General features: G+C 63.0%; 9 protein-coding genes. 5 read left to right on the top strand and 4 right to left on the bottom strand.

All coding sequences use genetic code 11. The annotated features are described in order from the left end of the window. Positions 1-12: 12 nt before the first annotated feature. Together QMK33_RS09395 and QMK33_RS09400 are read left to right on the top strand one after the other, a co-directional pair. Positions 13-1605 (top strand): SulP family inorganic anion transporter, encoded by a 1593-nt coding sequence (locus tag QMK33_RS09395; RefSeq protein WP_283564324.1) that lies wholly within the window; start codon positions 13-15, stop codon positions 1603-1605. 131 nt (positions 1606-1736) lie between these two features. Continuing rightward, entirely contained in the window at positions 1737-2513 is a 777-nt protein-coding gene (locus tag QMK33_RS09400) for a carbonic anhydrase (RefSeq protein ID WP_283564325.1), read from the top strand. A gap of 241 nt (positions 2514-2754) precedes the next feature. On the opposite strand, the gene QMK33_RS09405 is transcribed toward QMK33_RS09400, so the two are convergent. Then, complete coding sequence (locus tag QMK33_RS09405) at positions 2755-3729, bottom strand: tetratricopeptide repeat protein (protein ID WP_283564326.1); 975 nt, start codon at positions 3727-3729, stop codon at positions 2755-2757. Positions 3730-3975: 246 nt separating this feature from the next. Between QMK33_RS09405 and QMK33_RS09410 the strand changes: the two genes are divergently transcribed. Then, on the top strand, positions 3976-4956 hold the full coding sequence (locus QMK33_RS09410) for a Gfo/Idh/MocA family protein (protein ID WP_283564327.1): 981 nt from the start codon (positions 3976-3978) through the stop codon (positions 4954-4956). A 20-nt stretch (positions 4957-4976) separates the two neighbouring features. Here the strand turns inward: QMK33_RS09410 and QMK33_RS09415 are convergent, their stop codons facing one another. Further along, entirely contained in the window at positions 4977-6083 is a 1107-nt protein-coding gene (locus QMK33_RS09415) for a Gfo/Idh/MocA family protein (protein ID WP_349361717.1), read from the bottom strand. A gap of 429 nt (positions 6084-6512) precedes the next feature. Here QMK33_RS09415 and QMK33_RS09420 point away from each other — a divergent pair, with 429 nt between their 5' ends. Beyond that, complete coding sequence (locus QMK33_RS09420) at positions 6513-11399, top strand: DUF8696 domain-containing protein (RefSeq protein ID WP_283564328.1); 4887 nt, start codon at positions 6513-6515, stop codon at positions 11397-11399. Between the two features lie 153 nt (positions 11400-11552). Continuing rightward, the gene (locus QMK33_RS09425; RefSeq protein ID WP_283564329.1) at positions 11553-12524 is read left to right on the top strand and encodes a PorP/SprF family type IX secretion system membrane protein; all 972 of its coding nucleotides are present in this window, start codon (positions 11553-11555) and stop codon (positions 12522-12524) included. Positions 12525-12723: 199 nt separating this feature from the next. On the opposite strand, the gene QMK33_RS09430 is transcribed toward QMK33_RS09425, so the two are convergent. Together QMK33_RS09430 and QMK33_RS09435 are read right to left on the bottom strand one after the other, a co-directional pair. After that, a complete protein-coding gene (locus QMK33_RS09430) occupies positions 12724-13011 on the bottom strand; it encodes a hypothetical protein (RefSeq protein WP_283564330.1) in 288 nt (95 codons plus the stop codon). 568 nt (positions 13012-13579) lie between these two features. Then, positions 13580-16300, bottom strand: coding sequence for a DNA gyrase/topoisomerase IV subunit A (locus tag QMK33_RS09435; protein ID WP_283564441.1), 2721 nt, complete (start codon positions 16298-16300; stop codon positions 13580-13582). Positions 16301-16934 lie beyond the last annotated feature (634 nt).

Here is a 16934-nt window from a genome sequence, read left to right on the forward strand (position 1 = left end):
CCCTCCCCGCCTATGCCCACGCCACCTCCTGCGCCCGCGGCGGGATTATTTAGCACCATCGGGCAGGATGCGCCGGCAGGGCTGGTGGTGTTTTTGGTGGCGCTGCCGCTGTGCCTGGGCATTTCGCTGGCGTCGGGTGCGCCGCTGCTGGCGGGGCTGATATCGGGCATTGTGGGGGGGCTGCTGGTGAGCGTGCTCAGCGGCTCGGCGGTGAGCGTGAGCGGGCCGGCGGCGGGCCTCACAGTAATTATGCTATCGGCCATTGCTACGCTGGGCTCGTGGCCGGCGGTGCTGGCGGCCACGGTGGTGGCGGGCGTTATCCAGCTGCTGCTGGGCGTGGCGCGGGCGGGCATTATTGCGCTGTATTTTCCGGCGGCCGTTATTCGGGGCATGTTGGCAGCCATTGGTATCATTTTGATAATGAAGCAGATACCCCACTTTCTAGGGGCTGACACGGACTACTTCGAGGACATGGATTTTTTGCAGTTCAATGGCCTGAACACCTTCTCGGCCATTGGCGCGGCGGCCAAGGGCCTGAGCCCCGGCTCAGTGCTAGTGGGCGCGGTATCGCTGGGCCTGCTGCTGCTCTGGGATACGGCGCCCGTGCGCCGGCAGCCCTGGGCGCGGCTGGTGCCGGGCGCGCTGGTGGCGGTGCTGGTGGCGGTGGGCCTCAACCAGCTGCTGCGCACTGCGGCCCCAGACTGGCAGGTGCGCCCCGAGCACCTGGTGAAGCTGCCGGTGCTGTCGTCGCTGGGCCAGCTCGCGGGGGTCATGACGTTTCCGGATTTTAACGCCCTGCGCAACCCCGCCACCTACGGCGTGGCCTTTACCATTGCCATCGTGGCCTCGCTCGAAACGCTGCTGAGCGTGGAAGCCGTGGACAACCTCGACCCCCAGAAGCGCCACACCCCCACCAACCGCGAGCTGATGGCCCAGGGGGCCGGCAACCTGGTGAGCGGCCTGCTGGGCGGGCTGCCCCTCACGGCGGTTATCGTGCGCTCGTCGGCCAATATTGCGGCCGGCGGCCGGAGCAAGCTCGCGGCTTTCATCCACGGTATTCTACTGCTAACGAGCCTGTTATTTCTAGGCTCGGTACTGAATTTGATTCCGCTGGCGGCGCTGGCGGCGGTGCTGCTGCTGGTGGGCTTCAAGCTGACCAAGCCGGCGCTCTACCGGCAGCAGTGGCGGCTGGGCTGGGCGCAGTTTGGGCCGTTTATCATCACCATTGTGGCCGTGCTCTTCACCGATTTGCTCAAGGGCGTGAGCATCGGGCTGGTTATCGGCTTCTTCTTCATCTTGAAGGACAATGCCAAGGCCGGCTCGTACCTGCGGCGCAACAGCGCGGCCGGTGAGGAGGAGGAAGCAGCAGGTGCCCTGCTGCACCTGCACCTGCCCGAGCACGTGTCGTTTCTCAACAAAGCCAGCATCGTGACCACCCTGGAGCAGCTGCCCACCGGCAGCCGCGTGCTGCTCGACGGCACCCGCTCCGACGTTATCGACCACGACGTGCTGGAGGCCATTGAGGCCTTCCGGCAGGCGGCCCCGGCCCGGGGCATCGACCTGGAGCTGCGGGGCATTGCGCCGGTAGCCCTGCTGGGCCACTAGGTAGCAATATATTACCTTTATCTTTGATTATCAGTAAGTTATGCAAAGTTAATTGTCAGTTTAGTTTTGCCTCAATACTCAAACCTCCCGCTGTCTTTTCACGCTTTCTGCTTCTCATCCTTATTTAATTTATGAGCGCTCCTTCAACCAACAACCAAGCTGCCAACCACTCGGGCGGCGTGCAGGAAATCTTAGCCAACAACCGCTACTGGGTGGCCGATAAAAAAGCCACCGACCCCGAGTTTTTTCAGCGCCTGGCCAACGGCCAGCAGCCGCGCTACCTGTTCATTGGCTGCTCCGATTCGCGAGTGCCGGCCTCGGGCATCACGGGCACCGGGCCGGGCGAGATGTTTGTGCACCGCAACATTGCCAACATGGTGGTACCCAACGATATGAACCTGCTCAGCGTGCTGCAATATGCAGTGGAAGTGCTGGGTGTGCAGGACATTATGGTGGTGGGCCACTACGGCTGCGGCGGCGTGGCGGCGGCCGCCAGCAACAAGCAGTATGGCCTGATTGACAACTGGTTGGTAAACATCCGCGACGTAGTGCGCCTGCACGAAACCGAGCTGCTGCGCATCCAGGACAGTGCGCAGCGCATGCGCCGCCTCGTGGAGCTCAACGTGACCGAGCAGGTGCGTAACCTGGCCAAAACCAACATCATCCAGAACGCCATGCGCGGCGACAACCCGCCCCGCCTGCACGGCCTCGTGTATGACATTGCCGATGGCGTGCTCAAAGACCTGCACGTGAACAGCGAGGGCGAAATGAACCGCCTGGCCCACATCTACGGCACGGAGGCTGAAGCCCTTGCGGACGACGCTACCGCAGCTGCCGAGCCCAGCCAGTACGACGACTCGCAGCACGAGGCCAACCAAGTAGCGGCCAATGAGCTGGCTACAGCATAATAGACTTTAAGTCAAGCAGATGCAAAAAGGGCCCCGACTACTTCAGTAGTCGGGGCCCTTTTTGCATCTCACCTACCTGCCCCGGCCCGCTGGCGCTTAGCGGCAACGTCAACAAGCTTCGGGTGTGAGCGCCGTGCCTTGATGGTAGCCCATTGAGCCGGTTTTGCTGCAACGTTAACCGGTCGGCCGGCTAGCGCCGACGGACCGGGGAGCATGGCGCGCAGCAGGGGCGGGGGGCTTATTACCTAGTGGTTTGCGGCCCGGCCGCGCCGGTGCCGGGCCGCAGCTGCTTGTACCATTTGGCGTGCTGGCGGTCGCGGCGGGCTTTGGCGCGCAGCAGGGGCAGCAGCATCTGCTGGCACAAGCGGTTCATGGTCAGCTCCTCGCTCGTGTAGGTGGGCAGGCGGATGGCTTCTTGCAGCAGGGCCACAGCCTGGCGGCGGCGGCCCTGGTACTTGTACATGCGGGCCAGGTCGTAGTAGTACTGAATGCGGGCGGGGTCGAGCTGGTGAGCTTTTTCGAGCGCATCAATGGCTTTTTTCGACGTGGCGCCCTGCGGATAGCCGCCCAGAAAAATGCGCGAAAACGTTTTTTCGAGCACGTTGTAGTGGGCCACGCGGTAGTACCAGCGGCCCAGCAGCTGCCAGGCCTCGGGCAGGTCGGGGCGGCGCTCGGCGGCCAGGTACACGTGCGGGCGCAGTTCCTTGAAGAGCCGCAGGCGGTCGCGGGCGCTGGTGAGGCCGGCCTCGCTAAACAGGGCCAGGGCCATGGCGTAGTTGCTTTCGCCGCCCTCGGCCTGCATGGCCAGCGCCCGCTCGGCATACTGGTGGGCGGCCTCGAAATAGGCTTTCTTGCGGGTTTCGTCGGAGTAGCGGTTGCCGATAATCACGCTCAGCACGGCGGCGCGCCACAGGCTTTCGTAGTGCTGGGGCTGAATTTTGAGCGTGGCCTGGTACTGGGCCAGCGCCTCCGAATCCTTGAACTGGCCCTGTAGCGCCGTGGCCTGGGTGAGGTGCCGGCGCAGGGCCACCGAGTCGGGCGCCTGCGAGGCATTGGCCGCGGATTTGGGCCGGGTACCCAGCTCGGCGGCGGCGGGCATGGCGGGCAGCGAGGCCTGCGAAGTAGTAGTTTTTTGGGCCCACGCCGCCCGCGGGCCACCCGCCGCCCCGGCAGCCAGCGCGGCCAGCAGCACAAAAGAAAGGCGAGGACGGGGCATGAATAAAAAGGGGCCGGCAGCGGCAGCGCCGCCAGCTGAGCGGATAACGCGGCCGGCGGCGAAATCAGTTACTGAAGAGCAGCCCAAAATTACGCGCTGGCTATGGTGCAGCTAACTACCGGCCCGGCTCAGGCCCGGCAGCTCGCCCCATACGCCCCGCCTACGTGGTAAGCCGCGGCTTATTTTTGTCCATAAGCATGCGCCCAGTCGTTTGCATTATTTCATAATACATTAATTATCAATACTATGCGTACCTTCAATTGGGCCATTCTGGGTCCGGGCAAGATTGCCCGCAAGTTTGCCCAGGATTTGGCGCTGGTGCCGCAGGCCCGCTTGCACGCGGTGGCCTCGCGCAGCTTAAGTAAGGCACAGGCATTTGCGGCTGATTTTGGGGCGGCCCACGCCGTGGGCAGCTACGAAGAGCTGCTGGCCGTGCCTGATATCGACGCAGTTTATATTGCCACGCCACACTCGGAGCACCACGCCCACGCGCTGCTGTGCCTGCGGGCGGGCCTGCCCGTGCTGTGCGAAAAGGCATTTGCCCAAAACGCTGGCCAGGCGCAGGAAATGATTGCGGTGGCCCAGGCCGGGGGCGTGTTTCTGATGGAAGCCTTCTGGACGCGCTTTTTCCCGGCCGTGGCCCAGGCGCTGGCGCTGGTAGCGGCCGGCCACATCGGCGAGGTAAAGCACCTGGTGGCCGACTTCGGCTTTGCCACGCCGTACCAGCCCGCGAGCCGCCTGTTTGACCCCGCGCTGGCCGGCGGCTCGCTGCTGGATATTGGGGTTTATCCGCTCTTTATCAGTCAGCTTTTTTTGGGCGTGCCGCATGCGGTGGGGGCCGTGGCCACGCCCGCGCCCACGGGGGTCGACCTCAACTGCGCCGTGTCGCTGGCCTACCCCAGCGGGGCCACGGCCAGCCTTTTTTCCACCATCGCCGCCGACACCGACAACCGGTGCGTGCTCTACGGCACCAAGGGCAAGCTGCAACTGCTGGGGCGTTTTCACGCGCCCACGGGCGTCCAGGTGCAGCTCACTGGGGAAGAGCCGCAGGTATTTCCATCGCCTACGCCGGGCCTGGGCTACCACCTCGAAGCGGCCCATGTGCAGCAGTGCCTCGCCCAAGGCCTGGCCGAAAGCCCGCTGCTGCCCCTGGCGTTCAGCCTCCAGCTGATGCAGCAGCTCGACGCCGTGCGCCGGCAAATCGGCCTGCGCTACCCCGGCGAGTAAGTGCGCCGGGTGGTGCCGGGCTAGCGGGGCAGCAGCACCGTTTTGCCCTCTTTGGCCGACTGCCGGGCGGCGTCCAGAATCTCGACGACCAGCATATTGGTGGCCAGCGACGAGAGTACGTCCTCCGGGGCGGTGCCCCGCACCACGGCCGCCAGGTAGGCAAAGGGTTCGTCGTAGGGCGCGGGCGGGGGCGGCACGGTCTGGTCCTGGGCGGTGTCTTTTTCGGTGCGACGCACCCGCACGTGGTCGCGGTCGAGGGCCACTACCGAGCCGGTTTGGCCGTACACTTCCAGGTCTTTGCGGGCGTAGGGCCAGTTCCAGGAAGCCTCGATGATGCCCTGAGCCTTGGGGTAGGTGAGCAGGATGGTAACATCATCCTCGACCTTGGGGTAAATAGTGGGCTTGATGTGCAGGGCGCTGGCCGTCACGGAGATAGGCCGCTCGCCGTGCATGAGCCACGTCATAAGGTCGGCGCCGTAGCAGCCAAAATCGGGCAGCGCCCCGCCGCCGTTTTGCACGGGGTCGGTGAGCCAGGCCAGAAACTCCTGATTTACCCCAATTTCCTGGGGGCCCTGGTGGCCATCGTGGGCCACCATTTTGCGGATATCGCCTAGGGCGTGCTCCTGCACCAGCTGGTAGGCGCGCCGGTTGGAGCCGTACCAGGTGGTTTCGTAGTTGGTGAGCAGGTGAATGTGGTACTGCTGGGCCAGGGCCGCCATCTGGCGGGCGTGGTCGAGGCTCACGGCCAGCGGCTTTTCCACCATCACGTGGATGCCCTTGGGCGCGCAGGCCTGCACCACGGCCAGGTGCTCGTAGATGCTGCCAAACGCCGTGACGGCCTGCGGCTTGGTTTTGGCCAGCATCTCGGCCAGGGATGAATACACCAAGCTCATGGGCAGGCCGTGCTCTTTGGTGAAGCGTTCGGCCAGGGCGCGGTTGGGCTCGGCGATGCCCACAATCACGATGTCGCCGCGCTGCGCGCGCCCCAGCAGCCCGTGCACGTGCGTGTGGGTGAGGCCCGCTACGCCCACCCGCAGCGGAGCGGCGGGGCTGGTTTGCGCGGCCGCGGGGCGGCCCACTAGGGAAAGTACGTGCAGGAGCACAACGGCGAGCAGTGTTTTCAGCATAATGACGGGCGGAAAAAGTTTGGGGCCAAGATAACAGCCTGGGGCGGCCAGCCAGGCCGCGCACCGCGCCCAGTGGCCCCCTCGCCGCCCGGCACTTCATCAGGAAATAGAAAATATTCACCAACTTGCTTATTATTAGTAAATTACAATTTATTTTAACTTCGTAACGTGCTGAAATGAGCAAAATAGGGGCTCCTTCGGGATACCGACTGGGTTAAGCTAATCCGCAGCAGGCAACGGCCGGTATTTTTTTAGCACTATTCGGACATTGACTTGCATAAACCCGGCTAGCCATGCGTAGCTTTACTGAGACGGGCTGACAGCGCTTTTTAGGCAATAGCCAACCCTCAAGCTTCGTTTCTTAAGGGCGCAGTAGTACTTTCCTTGCGGAGTAACTACTTCCCCGTCTGCCCACTTACCTGCCCCGCTATGCCCGCAGCGTTACCACGTTCTTTCTGCTCTGCCACCCACCCTTTTTCCCGGCCGACGCGGTGCGGCCCGCCGGCCCGCGCCAGCCGCCGGCCCGCGGCCGGCTGGCTGCTCGCGCTGCTGCTGCTGCTGGGCGGCGCGGCTACTACGGCCCGCGCGCAGGGCACAGCGCCCCCCGAGTGCAGCCAGGATGAGAAGTTTGCCAACACCTGGTATTTCGGCTATAAGGCGGGGCTCGACTTCAACCAGGCTACCGACTCCATCCCGCCCAAGGTGCTCACTGATGGCCAGATGACGGCCCCCGCCGGCGCGGGGGTAATGTCGGACGGCAACGGCAAAATCCTTTTCTACAGCAACGGCGACACCATTTGGAACGGCAACGGCAGCATCATGACCAATGGCACGGGCATGGGCGGCAACCGGCTGAGCACCGACGGGCCCCTGCCCATCCGGAGGCCCGGCAGCCCGCCCGTAGGGATGCCGATGGCGGAAACGCGCTACCTCATCTTCACGCAGGACGCGGCGGGCGGCCCCAAGGGCCTGAGCTACTCGGAGATTATCATTCCCGCTGGTGGGCCTAATAATAATGGCACGGTGACGGCCGCCACCAAAAACAAGCAGCTCACCCAGGGTACCGCCGAGAAAATGACGGGCGTGTTTCACAAGAACGGCTGCGACATCTGGATTATCGTGCACGGCTGGGGCATGGCCAAAACCGGCTATGCCAACCGCGGCGACGCCTTCCTGGCCTACCGCGTGCGCACTACTGGCGTCGACAGCATCCCGATTGTCTCGGTAGTGGGCTCGCTGCACGCGCCGAGCGCATCGCCGATGGGCTACCGCGGGCAGATGAAGGTGACGCCCGACGGCCAGCGGCTGGCCGTGGCCCGCTACAGCGAGGTGCTGGGCGACAGCAGCAGCACCGTCGAGCTATTTGGGTTTGATACCGGCACGGGCATCGTGAGCGCCAACCCGCAGGTTCCGTACATTGTTGACAAAGGCGAGGGCAAGTACTACGGGGTCGATTTTTCGGCCGGCGGCAAGCTCTACGCTACGGTGATGAACCCGCCCAAGCTGCTGCAATTCAATATCAGCGGCCAGGGACCGGTCAACAAGCAGGATATTCCGCTCAAGCAAAAAACCCCGGTGAACCTGGGTTCGCTGCAAGCCGCGCCCGATGGCAAGATTTACGTGGCCCGCGAAAACCAGCCGGCCCTGGGCTTCGTCGCCTACCCCGACTCGCTGGGTGCCAAGGCCCGCTACGCCGACGACAGCCTGACGCTGGGCCGCCGCCGCAGCGGCCTGGGCCTGGTCAATTTCAACCAAAGCTCTTTGTTGCGGGTAGGCCCTAGCGCTGAGCTGGTTGGGTGTCGGCAGGTGAAATTTATGTCCCCGCCCATTGACTTTGACGGGAAGACCTACGCCTGGGATTTTGGCGATGGCACCAAGTCTACGGAGGAAAACCCGACGCACACTTATGCTACGCCCGGCGACTACCCAGTGACGTTGCGCATCACCACTAACTGCTTTTGCCGCGAATCCAAGTCCCTTTTTCGGGTGCCCAACCTACCCGAGCCGGGTAGCATCGCGGCCCCCCAGACGCTGTGCTTCGGCACCGCGCCGGCCCCGCTTACCAGCACCGCCAACGCCTCGGGCGATGCCGGCCTGCCGCTCGTTTACCAGTGGCAATCCTCAACGGATAATGTCACTTTTACGGATATCAGTGGGGCTACGGGCCCTAGCTACGCGCCGCCGGGCAATCTGCCGGTTGGCACCACCTATTTCAAGCGGCGCGCGCAGCTGCTGCTGCCCAACCAGTCGGGCCCTTACTGCACCCCCAGCTCTACCGCTTCGGTAGCCATCACGGTGCTGCCGGCCGTGCTGGCCGGCACCATCGCCGCCGACCAGACCGTGTGCGCGGGCAGCCCCTTTGCGCCGCTCACGAGCAGCACCCCGGCCACGGGCGGCAGCGGCACGTTTACCTACCAGTGGGAATCGTCACCGGATAATGTGACTTGGACGGCCATTGCGGTGGCCACCGCCGAAACCTACTCGCCCGGCCCGCTCACGGTTACCACGTACTTCCGCCGCCAGGTAATCTCCGGGCCCTGCAACACGCCCTCCGCTTCGGTACGGATAACGGTAGTGCCCGCCCTCACGGCCGGTACCATCGCCGCCGACCAGGCCGTGTGCGCCGGAGGCACGCCGGCCCCGCTCACCAGCGCCACCGAGGCTGGCGGGGGCACCGGCACCGTCACCTACCAGTGGCAGTCCTCGCCGGATGGCAATACCTGGGCGAACATTGCCGGGGCCACCGCGGCCACCTACGCGCCCGGCCCGCTCACTGCTACCACCTACTTCCGCCGCCAGGCGAGCTCGGGCACGGCCTGCGCCCCGGCTTTCTCCAACGCAGTGACCATCACCGTGGCCCCGGCCCTCACGGCCGGAACCATTGCCGCCAGCCAGAGCCTGTGCCCCGGCGCTACGCCCGCCCCGCTCACCAGCACGGCGGCGGCCGGCGGCGGCACCGGCACGTTCACGTACCAGTGGGAATCTTCGCTGGATAACACCACCTGGACGGCCATTGCCGGCGCCACCGGCGCGGAGTATGCGCCCGGCGCGCTCACGGTCACCACGTACTTCCGCCGGCGGGTAATGTCGGGCGCTTGCGGCCCGGAATACGCGCCCGCCGTTACCCTTACGGTGCTACCGGCCCTGACCGCGGGCAGCATCGCCGCCGACCAAACCGTGTGCGCGGGCAGCCCCGTTGCGCCGCTCACGAGCAGCGCGGCCGCCACTGGTGGCAATGGCACTTATGCCTACCAATGGGAATCTTCCACTGATAATGTGACCTGGACGGCCATCGGTGGCGCTACCGGCGCGGAGTATGCGCCCGGCGCGCTCACGGCTACTACCTACTTCCGGCGGCAGGTGCTCTCGGGCGGCTGCACCACCACGCCTTCCAATGTGGTGACCGTCAACATAGTGCCGGCCCTGACGGGTGGCAGCATTGCCGCCAGCCAGACCCTTTGCGCAGGGGGCACGGCAGCGGTACTCACCAGTGGCGCGCCGGCTACGGGCGGCACCGGTACTATTGACTACCAGTGGGAATCCTCGCCGGATAACTCGACCTGGGCAGCCATCGGCGGCGCTACCGGCGCGACGTACGCGCCCGGTGCGCTCACGGCTACCACGTACTTCCGCCGCCGGGCAAATTCGGGCACGGCCTGCGCCCCGGCTTTCTCTAATGTGGTGACCATCACCGTGGCCCCGGCCCTGGCGGCCGGCACCATCGCCGCCGACCAGACCATATGCACTGGCGAGGCCCCCGCCCGACTCACCAACACGGCGCCGGCTAGCGGCGGCAATGGCGCGTATGCTTACCAGTGGGAATCGTCGCCGAATAACTCGACCTGGACGGCCATCGGCGGCGCTACCGGCTTGGAGTATGCGTCTGGGCCGCTCACGGCTACCACCTACTTCCGCCGGCGGGTAACGGCGGGCCCCTGCGGGCCCGAGTTCTCGCCTTCCCTCACCATTACGGTATTGCCCGAACTACTGGCTGGCAGCATTGCGGCCGACCAGGACATTTGCACGGGTACGGCCCCGGCCCCGCTCACCAGCACCGGCGGGCCCAGCGGCGGCACCGGCACATTTGCTTACCAATGGGAAGCTTCGGCTGATAACTCGACCTGGACGGCCATTTCCGGCGCGACTGGCGCGAACTACGCGCCCGGTGTGCTCACGGCTACTACCTACTTCCGCCGCCGGGTAACGGCGGGCACCGGCACCTGCGCCACCCGGGTTTCCAACGTGGTGGCGGTGCGGGTAGCGCCCGCCATTACGCCCACCGTGAGCCTGGCCACGCCGCCGGTGCAGTGCCCCGGTACGGCCCTCACCTTCACGGCCGTAACTACCAACGTGGGCGCTGCGCCTACTTTCCAATGGTTTGTGAACAACGTGGCCGTGGCCACCGGGCCCACCTTCACCAGCAGCACGCTGGTAACCGGCGACCTGGTGCGGGTAGAGGTCACGCCCACGGTGGGGCTGTGCAGCACGGGCCTGGCCACGGCCACGGTGACCGTTGCGCGCACGCCCACGCCGCTGCCCACGCTGGCCATTGCGGTGCAGCCGAGTGGGCCGGTGTGCCTGGGCGAGCCGCTCACTTTCAGCATTGCCAGCGTAACGGAGGCCGGCCCCTCCCCCACCTACCAGTGGCAGGTAAACGGTAGCGACGTGAACGGGGCCACGGGCCCGGTTTTCACCAGCACTACGCTGCGCGCGGGCCAGACCGTAACGCTGCGCCTAAGCACCACCAACGCCTGCGGACAGCCCGTAACTGTAGTATCCAACGGCGTGGTGGTGCGCATTCAGCCGCCGGTGGTGGTGAATGCCGGCCCCGACCAGGAGATTCTGGAAGGCTCTTCGGTGATACTGGAAGGCACCGCCGATGGCACCTACCCCGTGACGTGGTCGCCCACCCTGGGGCTGACGTTCCCTTCCAACAACCCGCTGCGGCCCACGGCGGCGCCCCTGGTTACTACTACCTACACCCTCTCGGCCGGGGCCGGCGGCTGCGCCAGCTCCGACCAGGTAACCGTGACCGTGCGCCCGCCCATCCGCATTCCCAACGCCTTCACGCCCAACGGCGATGGCCGCGACGACACCTGGCAGATTGAGTTCATCGAGCAGTTCCCCGACAATACCGTGAGCGTGTTCAACCGCTGGGGCAACCGCATTTTCTCGGTCAACAACTACGGCCGGGCCAATGAGTGGCGCGGCGACATCAACGGCCAGCCCGCCCCAGTGGGCACCTACTACTACGTCGTCGTCACGAAGGGCCCGCTGGGCCGCTCGTACAGCGGGTCGCTCACGATTCTGTACTGATTTTTTTAGCTGGTAGCTTTTAGCTAGCTGCTTCACATCGCCAAGCAAGCCATGAGGCGAGAGCAGGCCAACCTTGCCTTACTCATAATCTCTTGTTAATCAAAATAATAGCCAACAGCCACTAGCTAACCGCTAAAAAGCCACCTACCCACTATGAAAAGAATATTACCGCTGCTGCTTTCGCTGCTATTCCTCGCCACCGTGCCGGCCCTGGCCCAGCAGCAGGCGCAGTACAGCCAGTACATGAACAACAATTACCTCCTCAACCCTGGCGCCACGGGCGTGGAGGACTACATTGACGTCAAGTTCAGCTACCGCACGCAGTGGGTGGGGCTGGAGGGGGCTCCCAAGACGTACTACGCCAGCATCAGCACCTCACTGGGCAAGTGGCGCAGCACGCCCAAGCGCACTATTCACGACCGGCGGCGGCCGTTTCACGCGGTGGGTGGCCTCGTGTATAGCGACGTGACCGGGCCCACCAGCCGCACCAGCGCCTACGGCTCGTACGCCTACAACCTGGTGCTGACGCGCGACATCCGGCTGGCCCTGGGGGCGTCGGTGGGTATGCAGCAGTTTGCCGTCGATGGCGCACAGCTACGCTTCTTCGACCCCACCACGGTGGGGGCAAGCGCCGCCTCGCGGGTATTCGATGCTTCGGTGGGCCTGTGGCTGTACAGCGACAATTTCTACGTGGGGGTGTCGGGGGCGCAGCTACTGGGCAACAAGCTCGACTTTTCGTACGGGCCCGGGCAGCTGGGCGTGGGCGCGCCCGGCAACAGGCTGGCGCGCCACTACTTTGCCACGGCCGGGGTGCGCGTGCCGCTCAGCGAAGACTGGTCAGTGGTACCGTCGGTGCTGCTGAAGGCCGTGAGCCCGGCCCCGCTCTCGCTCGACGTCAACGCCAAGCTCAAGTACCGCGACCTGCTGTGGTTCGGGGCCTCGTGGCGCGCCTTCGACGCGGTGGTGGCCATGGCGGGCGTCAGCTACGAGCAGTTCACGCTGGGCTACTCCTACGATGCGGGCCTCTCAGAGCTGGCCGGCTACCACGGCGGCAGCCACGAAGTGCTGCTGGGCCTGCGCCTCAAGAAAAAAGCGCAGGTAGTCTGCACCAATCGGTTCTGGTAGCATTGTCCAATTAGCAATCCGCGAATTACTACATAATGCTGTTCAATAGGTATGCGGGTGGCCAGCTGGCTTTACCCGATTCCTTAATCAGCTACTTTACCAAGGTTTAGAAAAAACAAAAAAATCCCCTCCGCACCGAGGGGATTTTTTTTGCTTAGCAGCTATTCGGCAACCCGAAAATGGCTGTTGTTACCAGGCTTTATAGCTTGGTGCGGCCGGGCTTGCTTTTTGGCGAACCGTCTTTCTTACGGCCAAAAGGAGCGTCGGCATCCGTAACGGTTGCGGCGCGGGGAGCCTGGGCCTTGCGCACCTTCGCTACCGGCGTATAGCCGGGGCTTAGCAGCGCTTCCGTCTCTTCTACAGCACTTTGCAGGTTTTGTAGCAGGGTAGAAACTTTGCGCAGCGCCCGCTTTACCTCGCCTTTGAGGGCGTCGGCTTGCTGGGCGCTGTCGAGTACTTGCTGAAGTTGGATGAGGTCGATGGCCATTATTAAGAGAAGAAAAAAAGAGTATTGGTAAGACAAATAAACGGCTTAATTCCATTAGCAGCCAATCAATCATTTTTATTAATTGGTAATTACCCGCATTGGCTTCGTAGCCAGGCCCACAAGCATGCCGTTTTCTATTCCTTATTCCAATCAATTATTGGCCAGTTAAGTAGCATGCTGTTAGTTTTAGCCGCCAGCTGATAGTACCGGCTTTAAAGGACCCATTATTTTGACTAACAAAGGGTTGCGAAAAGATAATGTCCATTTGATTTCGCCCAGCTGCGCAATGTCGAATAATAAAAGCAGGCGTAGCAAATGCCTTTGTGCCTCTCCCCTGCCCACCACCGCCCCACGCATCCCAAAGTGGCCGCCTTTACAAAGCCGCCCAATAACCCCAACTCACTTAATCCCCGTTCGGCTAGCCTCTAAGCACAAAGCCTCCCTTTCCCAGCTTTGCAGGCCGGGAAAGGGAGGCTTTGTTTAACTACTTATAAATCAATATTTTATATAAACAACGAGCGGCAACCAAGCGCCGCCGCCAGGCCCTGAGGCGCCCGGCGGCGGGTAGCTAAAACAGCGGCAGCTGGGCTTTGGGCCGCCGCAACAGCGCCTGCGACTGCGCCACTTCCTCGTCGGTAACTTTTACGTCGGCGGGAGGCAGGGTTTCGGCCGGCTCGGGAGCTTCGGCATCGCCTTCGGGCTTGGGGGTGCCGCGGCGCTTGGCTTCGCGGCGCACGGGCTCGGGGCCTTCGTCGGTGAGCAGAGCCAGGCCGTGGATTTTGAAGTAGTTAAGCTTGTTACCCATTGCCTTCCAGCCCTTTACCTCGATGAACTGGTCGAGGCGCAGCTTTTCCTTTTCCTTATCGGCTTTTTTGTCGCGTTGCAGCGTTACTTCTACCTCCGGCTCGGCAAAGGTGGTAGCAGCCAATAACTTAGAGCCCTTGCTTTCCGAAATGAACAGGAAGCGCTTTTCCATCGTCGTGGTTTCGATGTGGAACCGCTTGACGTAGTGCAGCTTAGACTCGCCATCGAGGTAGGCGGCGCTCACCACGGTATCGGGCTCCAGCTTGCGCAGCAGCACGATGTTGGGCACGTCGAAATGCGTGGCGGGCGAGGGCGGCGTGAGCTCATACGAGCCGTCGCGGTACACTACCAGCACCACGTGCTCGGTATCGAATGCGCCCAGGTAGCGGCCGTGGCCGGCGTGGTTGAGCTTGCCCACCACGCTGTCGAAAAACACTTCGCGGCCACCCAAAGTGCTGTCGCCCACCGACTTCTGGGTTATCTTCTTAATCAGCTGCTTGGTCACGATGTTGCCCATCGAGCCCTTGCCCTTAATGGCCAGTTCGGCAAAGTCAAACTCAAACTGCTTGACGCGCGCCGGGGCTTTATCGGCGAGCTGGATGGTCACCGTCTCGCTTTCCGAGTTGGGATTGGCCGTGAGGTACAGCGTTTTGGTGCCCTTGGTGCCCTTTGTGAGGTCGTACACCTTGTCGCGCGTGATGCCCGACACCAGGAAGCGCTTGGCAAAGCTGATGCCGCTCGCGCCGTCCACGTACACCATGTTGTACACCAGCCGGTCGTCGTTCTTGTTGTACACGCCGACTTGCAGAATGTCCTTGCCCACGAAGGTTTTCTCGGCAATGCGCGTCACCACAAACGTGCCATCGCGCCGAATGGCGATGATGTCGTCCAGGTCCGAGCAGTCGCACACAAACTCGTCTTTCTTCAGGCCGTAGCCCACGAAGCCGTCCTGGCGATTCACGTAAAGCTTTTGGTTGGCCACCGCAACCTTCTGAGCCGTCACGATATCGAAGGTACGCAGCTGCGTTTTGCGCTCGCGGGTGGTCCCGTATTTTTTCAGCAGGTTTTCGAAGTAGGCCACCGCGTAGCGCGTGAGGTGCGCCAGGTGGTCAGCCACTTCGGCCAGCTCCACGTCGAGCTTCTGAATGTACTCCTCGGCCTTGAAGCCATCATATTTCGAGATGCGCTTGATGCGGATTTCGGTGAGGCGCGTCACGTCGTCCTCACTGATGGGGCGGCGCAGCACCAAGCGTACATCGTTGGTTTTCAGGCGCTCGCCTTCTACGCGCACAAATTTCTTGAGGCCCGCGTCGATGGTTTCCAGAATCTGCTCCCAGGTTTCGCACTCCTCAATTTTGCGGTAGATGCGGTTCTCGATAAAAATCTTTTCCAGCGAGGCCGAGTGCCACTTCTCTTGCAGCTCCCGCTGCCTGATTTCGAGCTCGCGCTCCAGCAGGCGGGCGGTTTTGCCGGTGCTCAGGCGCAGCATGTCCTCCACACCCACGAAGCGCGGCTTGTCGTCAATAATGACGCAGGTGTTGGGCGAAATCGAGATTTCGCAGTCCGTGAAGGCGTAGAGCGCGTCGATGGTGAGGTCGGGGCTGATGCCGGGCGGCAGCTGCACCTGAATCTCGACCTCGGCGGCGGTGTTGTCCACCACCTTCTTAATCTTGATTTTGTTGGCTTCGCTGGCCTTCACAATGCTCTCCATCAGCGCCGTAGTGGTGGTACCGTACGGAATATCGCGGATGATGAGCAGCGTCTTATCAATCTTCTCGATGGTGGCCCGCAGCCGGATTTTGCCGCCCCGCTGCCCGTTCTGGTAGTTGCTGATGTCGGCCAGGCCGCCGGTCGGGAAGTCGGGAAACAGCTGAAAATCACGTCCTTTCAGCACCGCAATGCTGGCCTGGCACAGCTCGCGGAAGTTGTGGGGCATAATCTTGGTGCTCAGGCCCACGGCAATGCCTTCCACGCCTTGCGCCAGCAGCAGCGGGAACTTCACGGGCAGCGTAGTGGGCTCGCGCTTGCGGCCGTCGTAGCTCATCTGCCAGTCGGTGATGTCGGGGTTGAACACCACTTCGAGGGCAAACTTGCTGAGGCGGGCCTCGATGTAGCGCGGCGCGGCGGCCGAGTCGCCGGTGGCCACGTTGCCCCAGTTGCCCTGGGTTTCAATCAGCAAATCCTTCTGGCCCAGGTTCACCATGGCGTCGCCGATGCTGGCGTCGCCGTGGGGGTGGTACTGCATGGTTTGCCCAATCACGTTGGCCACCTTGTTGAAGCGGCCATCGTCCATCTCGTTCATCGCGTGCAAGATGCGGCGCTGCACGGGCTTGAGGCCGTCTTCCACGGCGGGCACGGCGCGTTCCAGAATCACGTAGCTGGCGTAGTCCAGAAACCAGTTCTGGTACATGCCGCGCACGTTGTTCACGTCGTGAATCACCTCGCCGGGGGCAAATTTGGCTTCTTCCTCTACCGTTGCTGCCATTTCCTCTTCGGCCGCTTCGCCGGGCGAGTTGGGCTCGGCTTCATCAGCCACCACTGCGGCGGCGGCGGCCTGCTCGCTGGTTTCCCCAGGCAGCGAGTGCGTTGCGTCGGCGGCCGGGGTTGCATCGGCCGCGCCCAGGCCCGGGCGGGCGGCACTCAGGTCAAAATCCAGCGAATCACCCGGTGTCAGGTAGTCAGGTTTGGGGTCGTCGAAGGAAGGAGTATCAGAAATAGCCACAGAAAAGAATCTTAAAACCGGCGAATTGCCGTCAAAAGTACCGTAAAAATTGGGGCAAAGCACCATTTCTGCAAGCTTTGTGCACGGCCAAAAGTTCCCAGCGTTTTTAGCCAGCAGCCCCGCCGACCTGGCTAATTTCATTAGCCTGTAAGGTTAAGCTGCTGCTACCCTAGTTGTCTGCCAGGCTAAGGCCTTTGGTAATTTATGCCGGATGCGGCCACTGCGCCCCACTAGATTAACTCAGTCGATACCGGAATTGAGCGAGGAATAATAACCACTCGGCTAGTTTGTGGTGCTTGGCTGTTGCGCCTGCCTCCTGCTCGCCCATATCTTGCGGCGTATTAGGCAGCAGCTGATAATTAGTATATCATGCCCAACGCTATGCCGTTTTGCCCCC

It is taken from the genome of Hymenobacter sp. H14-R3, from assembly GCF_030063445.1.
Lineage (GTDB): Bacteria > Bacteroidota > Bacteroidia > Cytophagales > Hymenobacteraceae > Hymenobacter.

What these genes read in the sequence shown, in the direction of transcription:
- QMK33_RS09425 (WP_283564329.1), top strand. Translation starts at nt 11,553, where the DNA reads ATGAAAAGAATATTACCGCTGCTGCTTTCGCTGCTATTCCTCGCCACC.
- QMK33_RS09420 (WP_283564328.1), top strand. Translation starts at nt 6,513, where the DNA reads ATGCCCGCAGCGTTACCACGTTCTTTCTGCTCTGCCACCCACCCTTTT.
- QMK33_RS09430 (WP_283564330.1), bottom strand. Translation starts at nt 13,011, where the DNA reads ATGGCCATCGACCTCATCCAACTTCAGCAAGTACTCGACAGCGCCCAG.
- QMK33_RS09405 (WP_283564326.1), bottom strand. Translation starts at nt 3,729, where the DNA reads ATGCCCCGTCCTCGCCTTTCTTTTGTGCTGCTGGCCGCGCTGGCTGCC.
- QMK33_RS09415 (WP_349361717.1), bottom strand. Translation starts at nt 6,083, where the DNA reads ATGCTGAAAACACTGCTCGCCGTTGTGCTCCTGCACGTACTTTCCCTA.
- QMK33_RS09400 (WP_283564325.1), top strand. Translation starts at nt 1,737, where the DNA reads ATGAGCGCTCCTTCAACCAACAACCAAGCTGCCAACCACTCGGGCGGC.
- QMK33_RS09395 (WP_283564324.1), top strand. Translation starts at nt 13, where the DNA reads ATGCCCACGCCACCTCCTGCGCCCGCGGCGGGATTATTTAGCACCATC.
- QMK33_RS09435 (WP_283564441.1), bottom strand. Translation starts at nt 16,300, where the DNA reads ATGGCAGCAACGGTAGAGGAAGAAGCCAAATTTGCCCCCGGCGAGGTG.
- QMK33_RS09410 (WP_283564327.1), top strand. Translation starts at nt 3,976, where the DNA reads ATGCGTACCTTCAATTGGGCCATTCTGGGTCCGGGCAAGATTGCCCGC.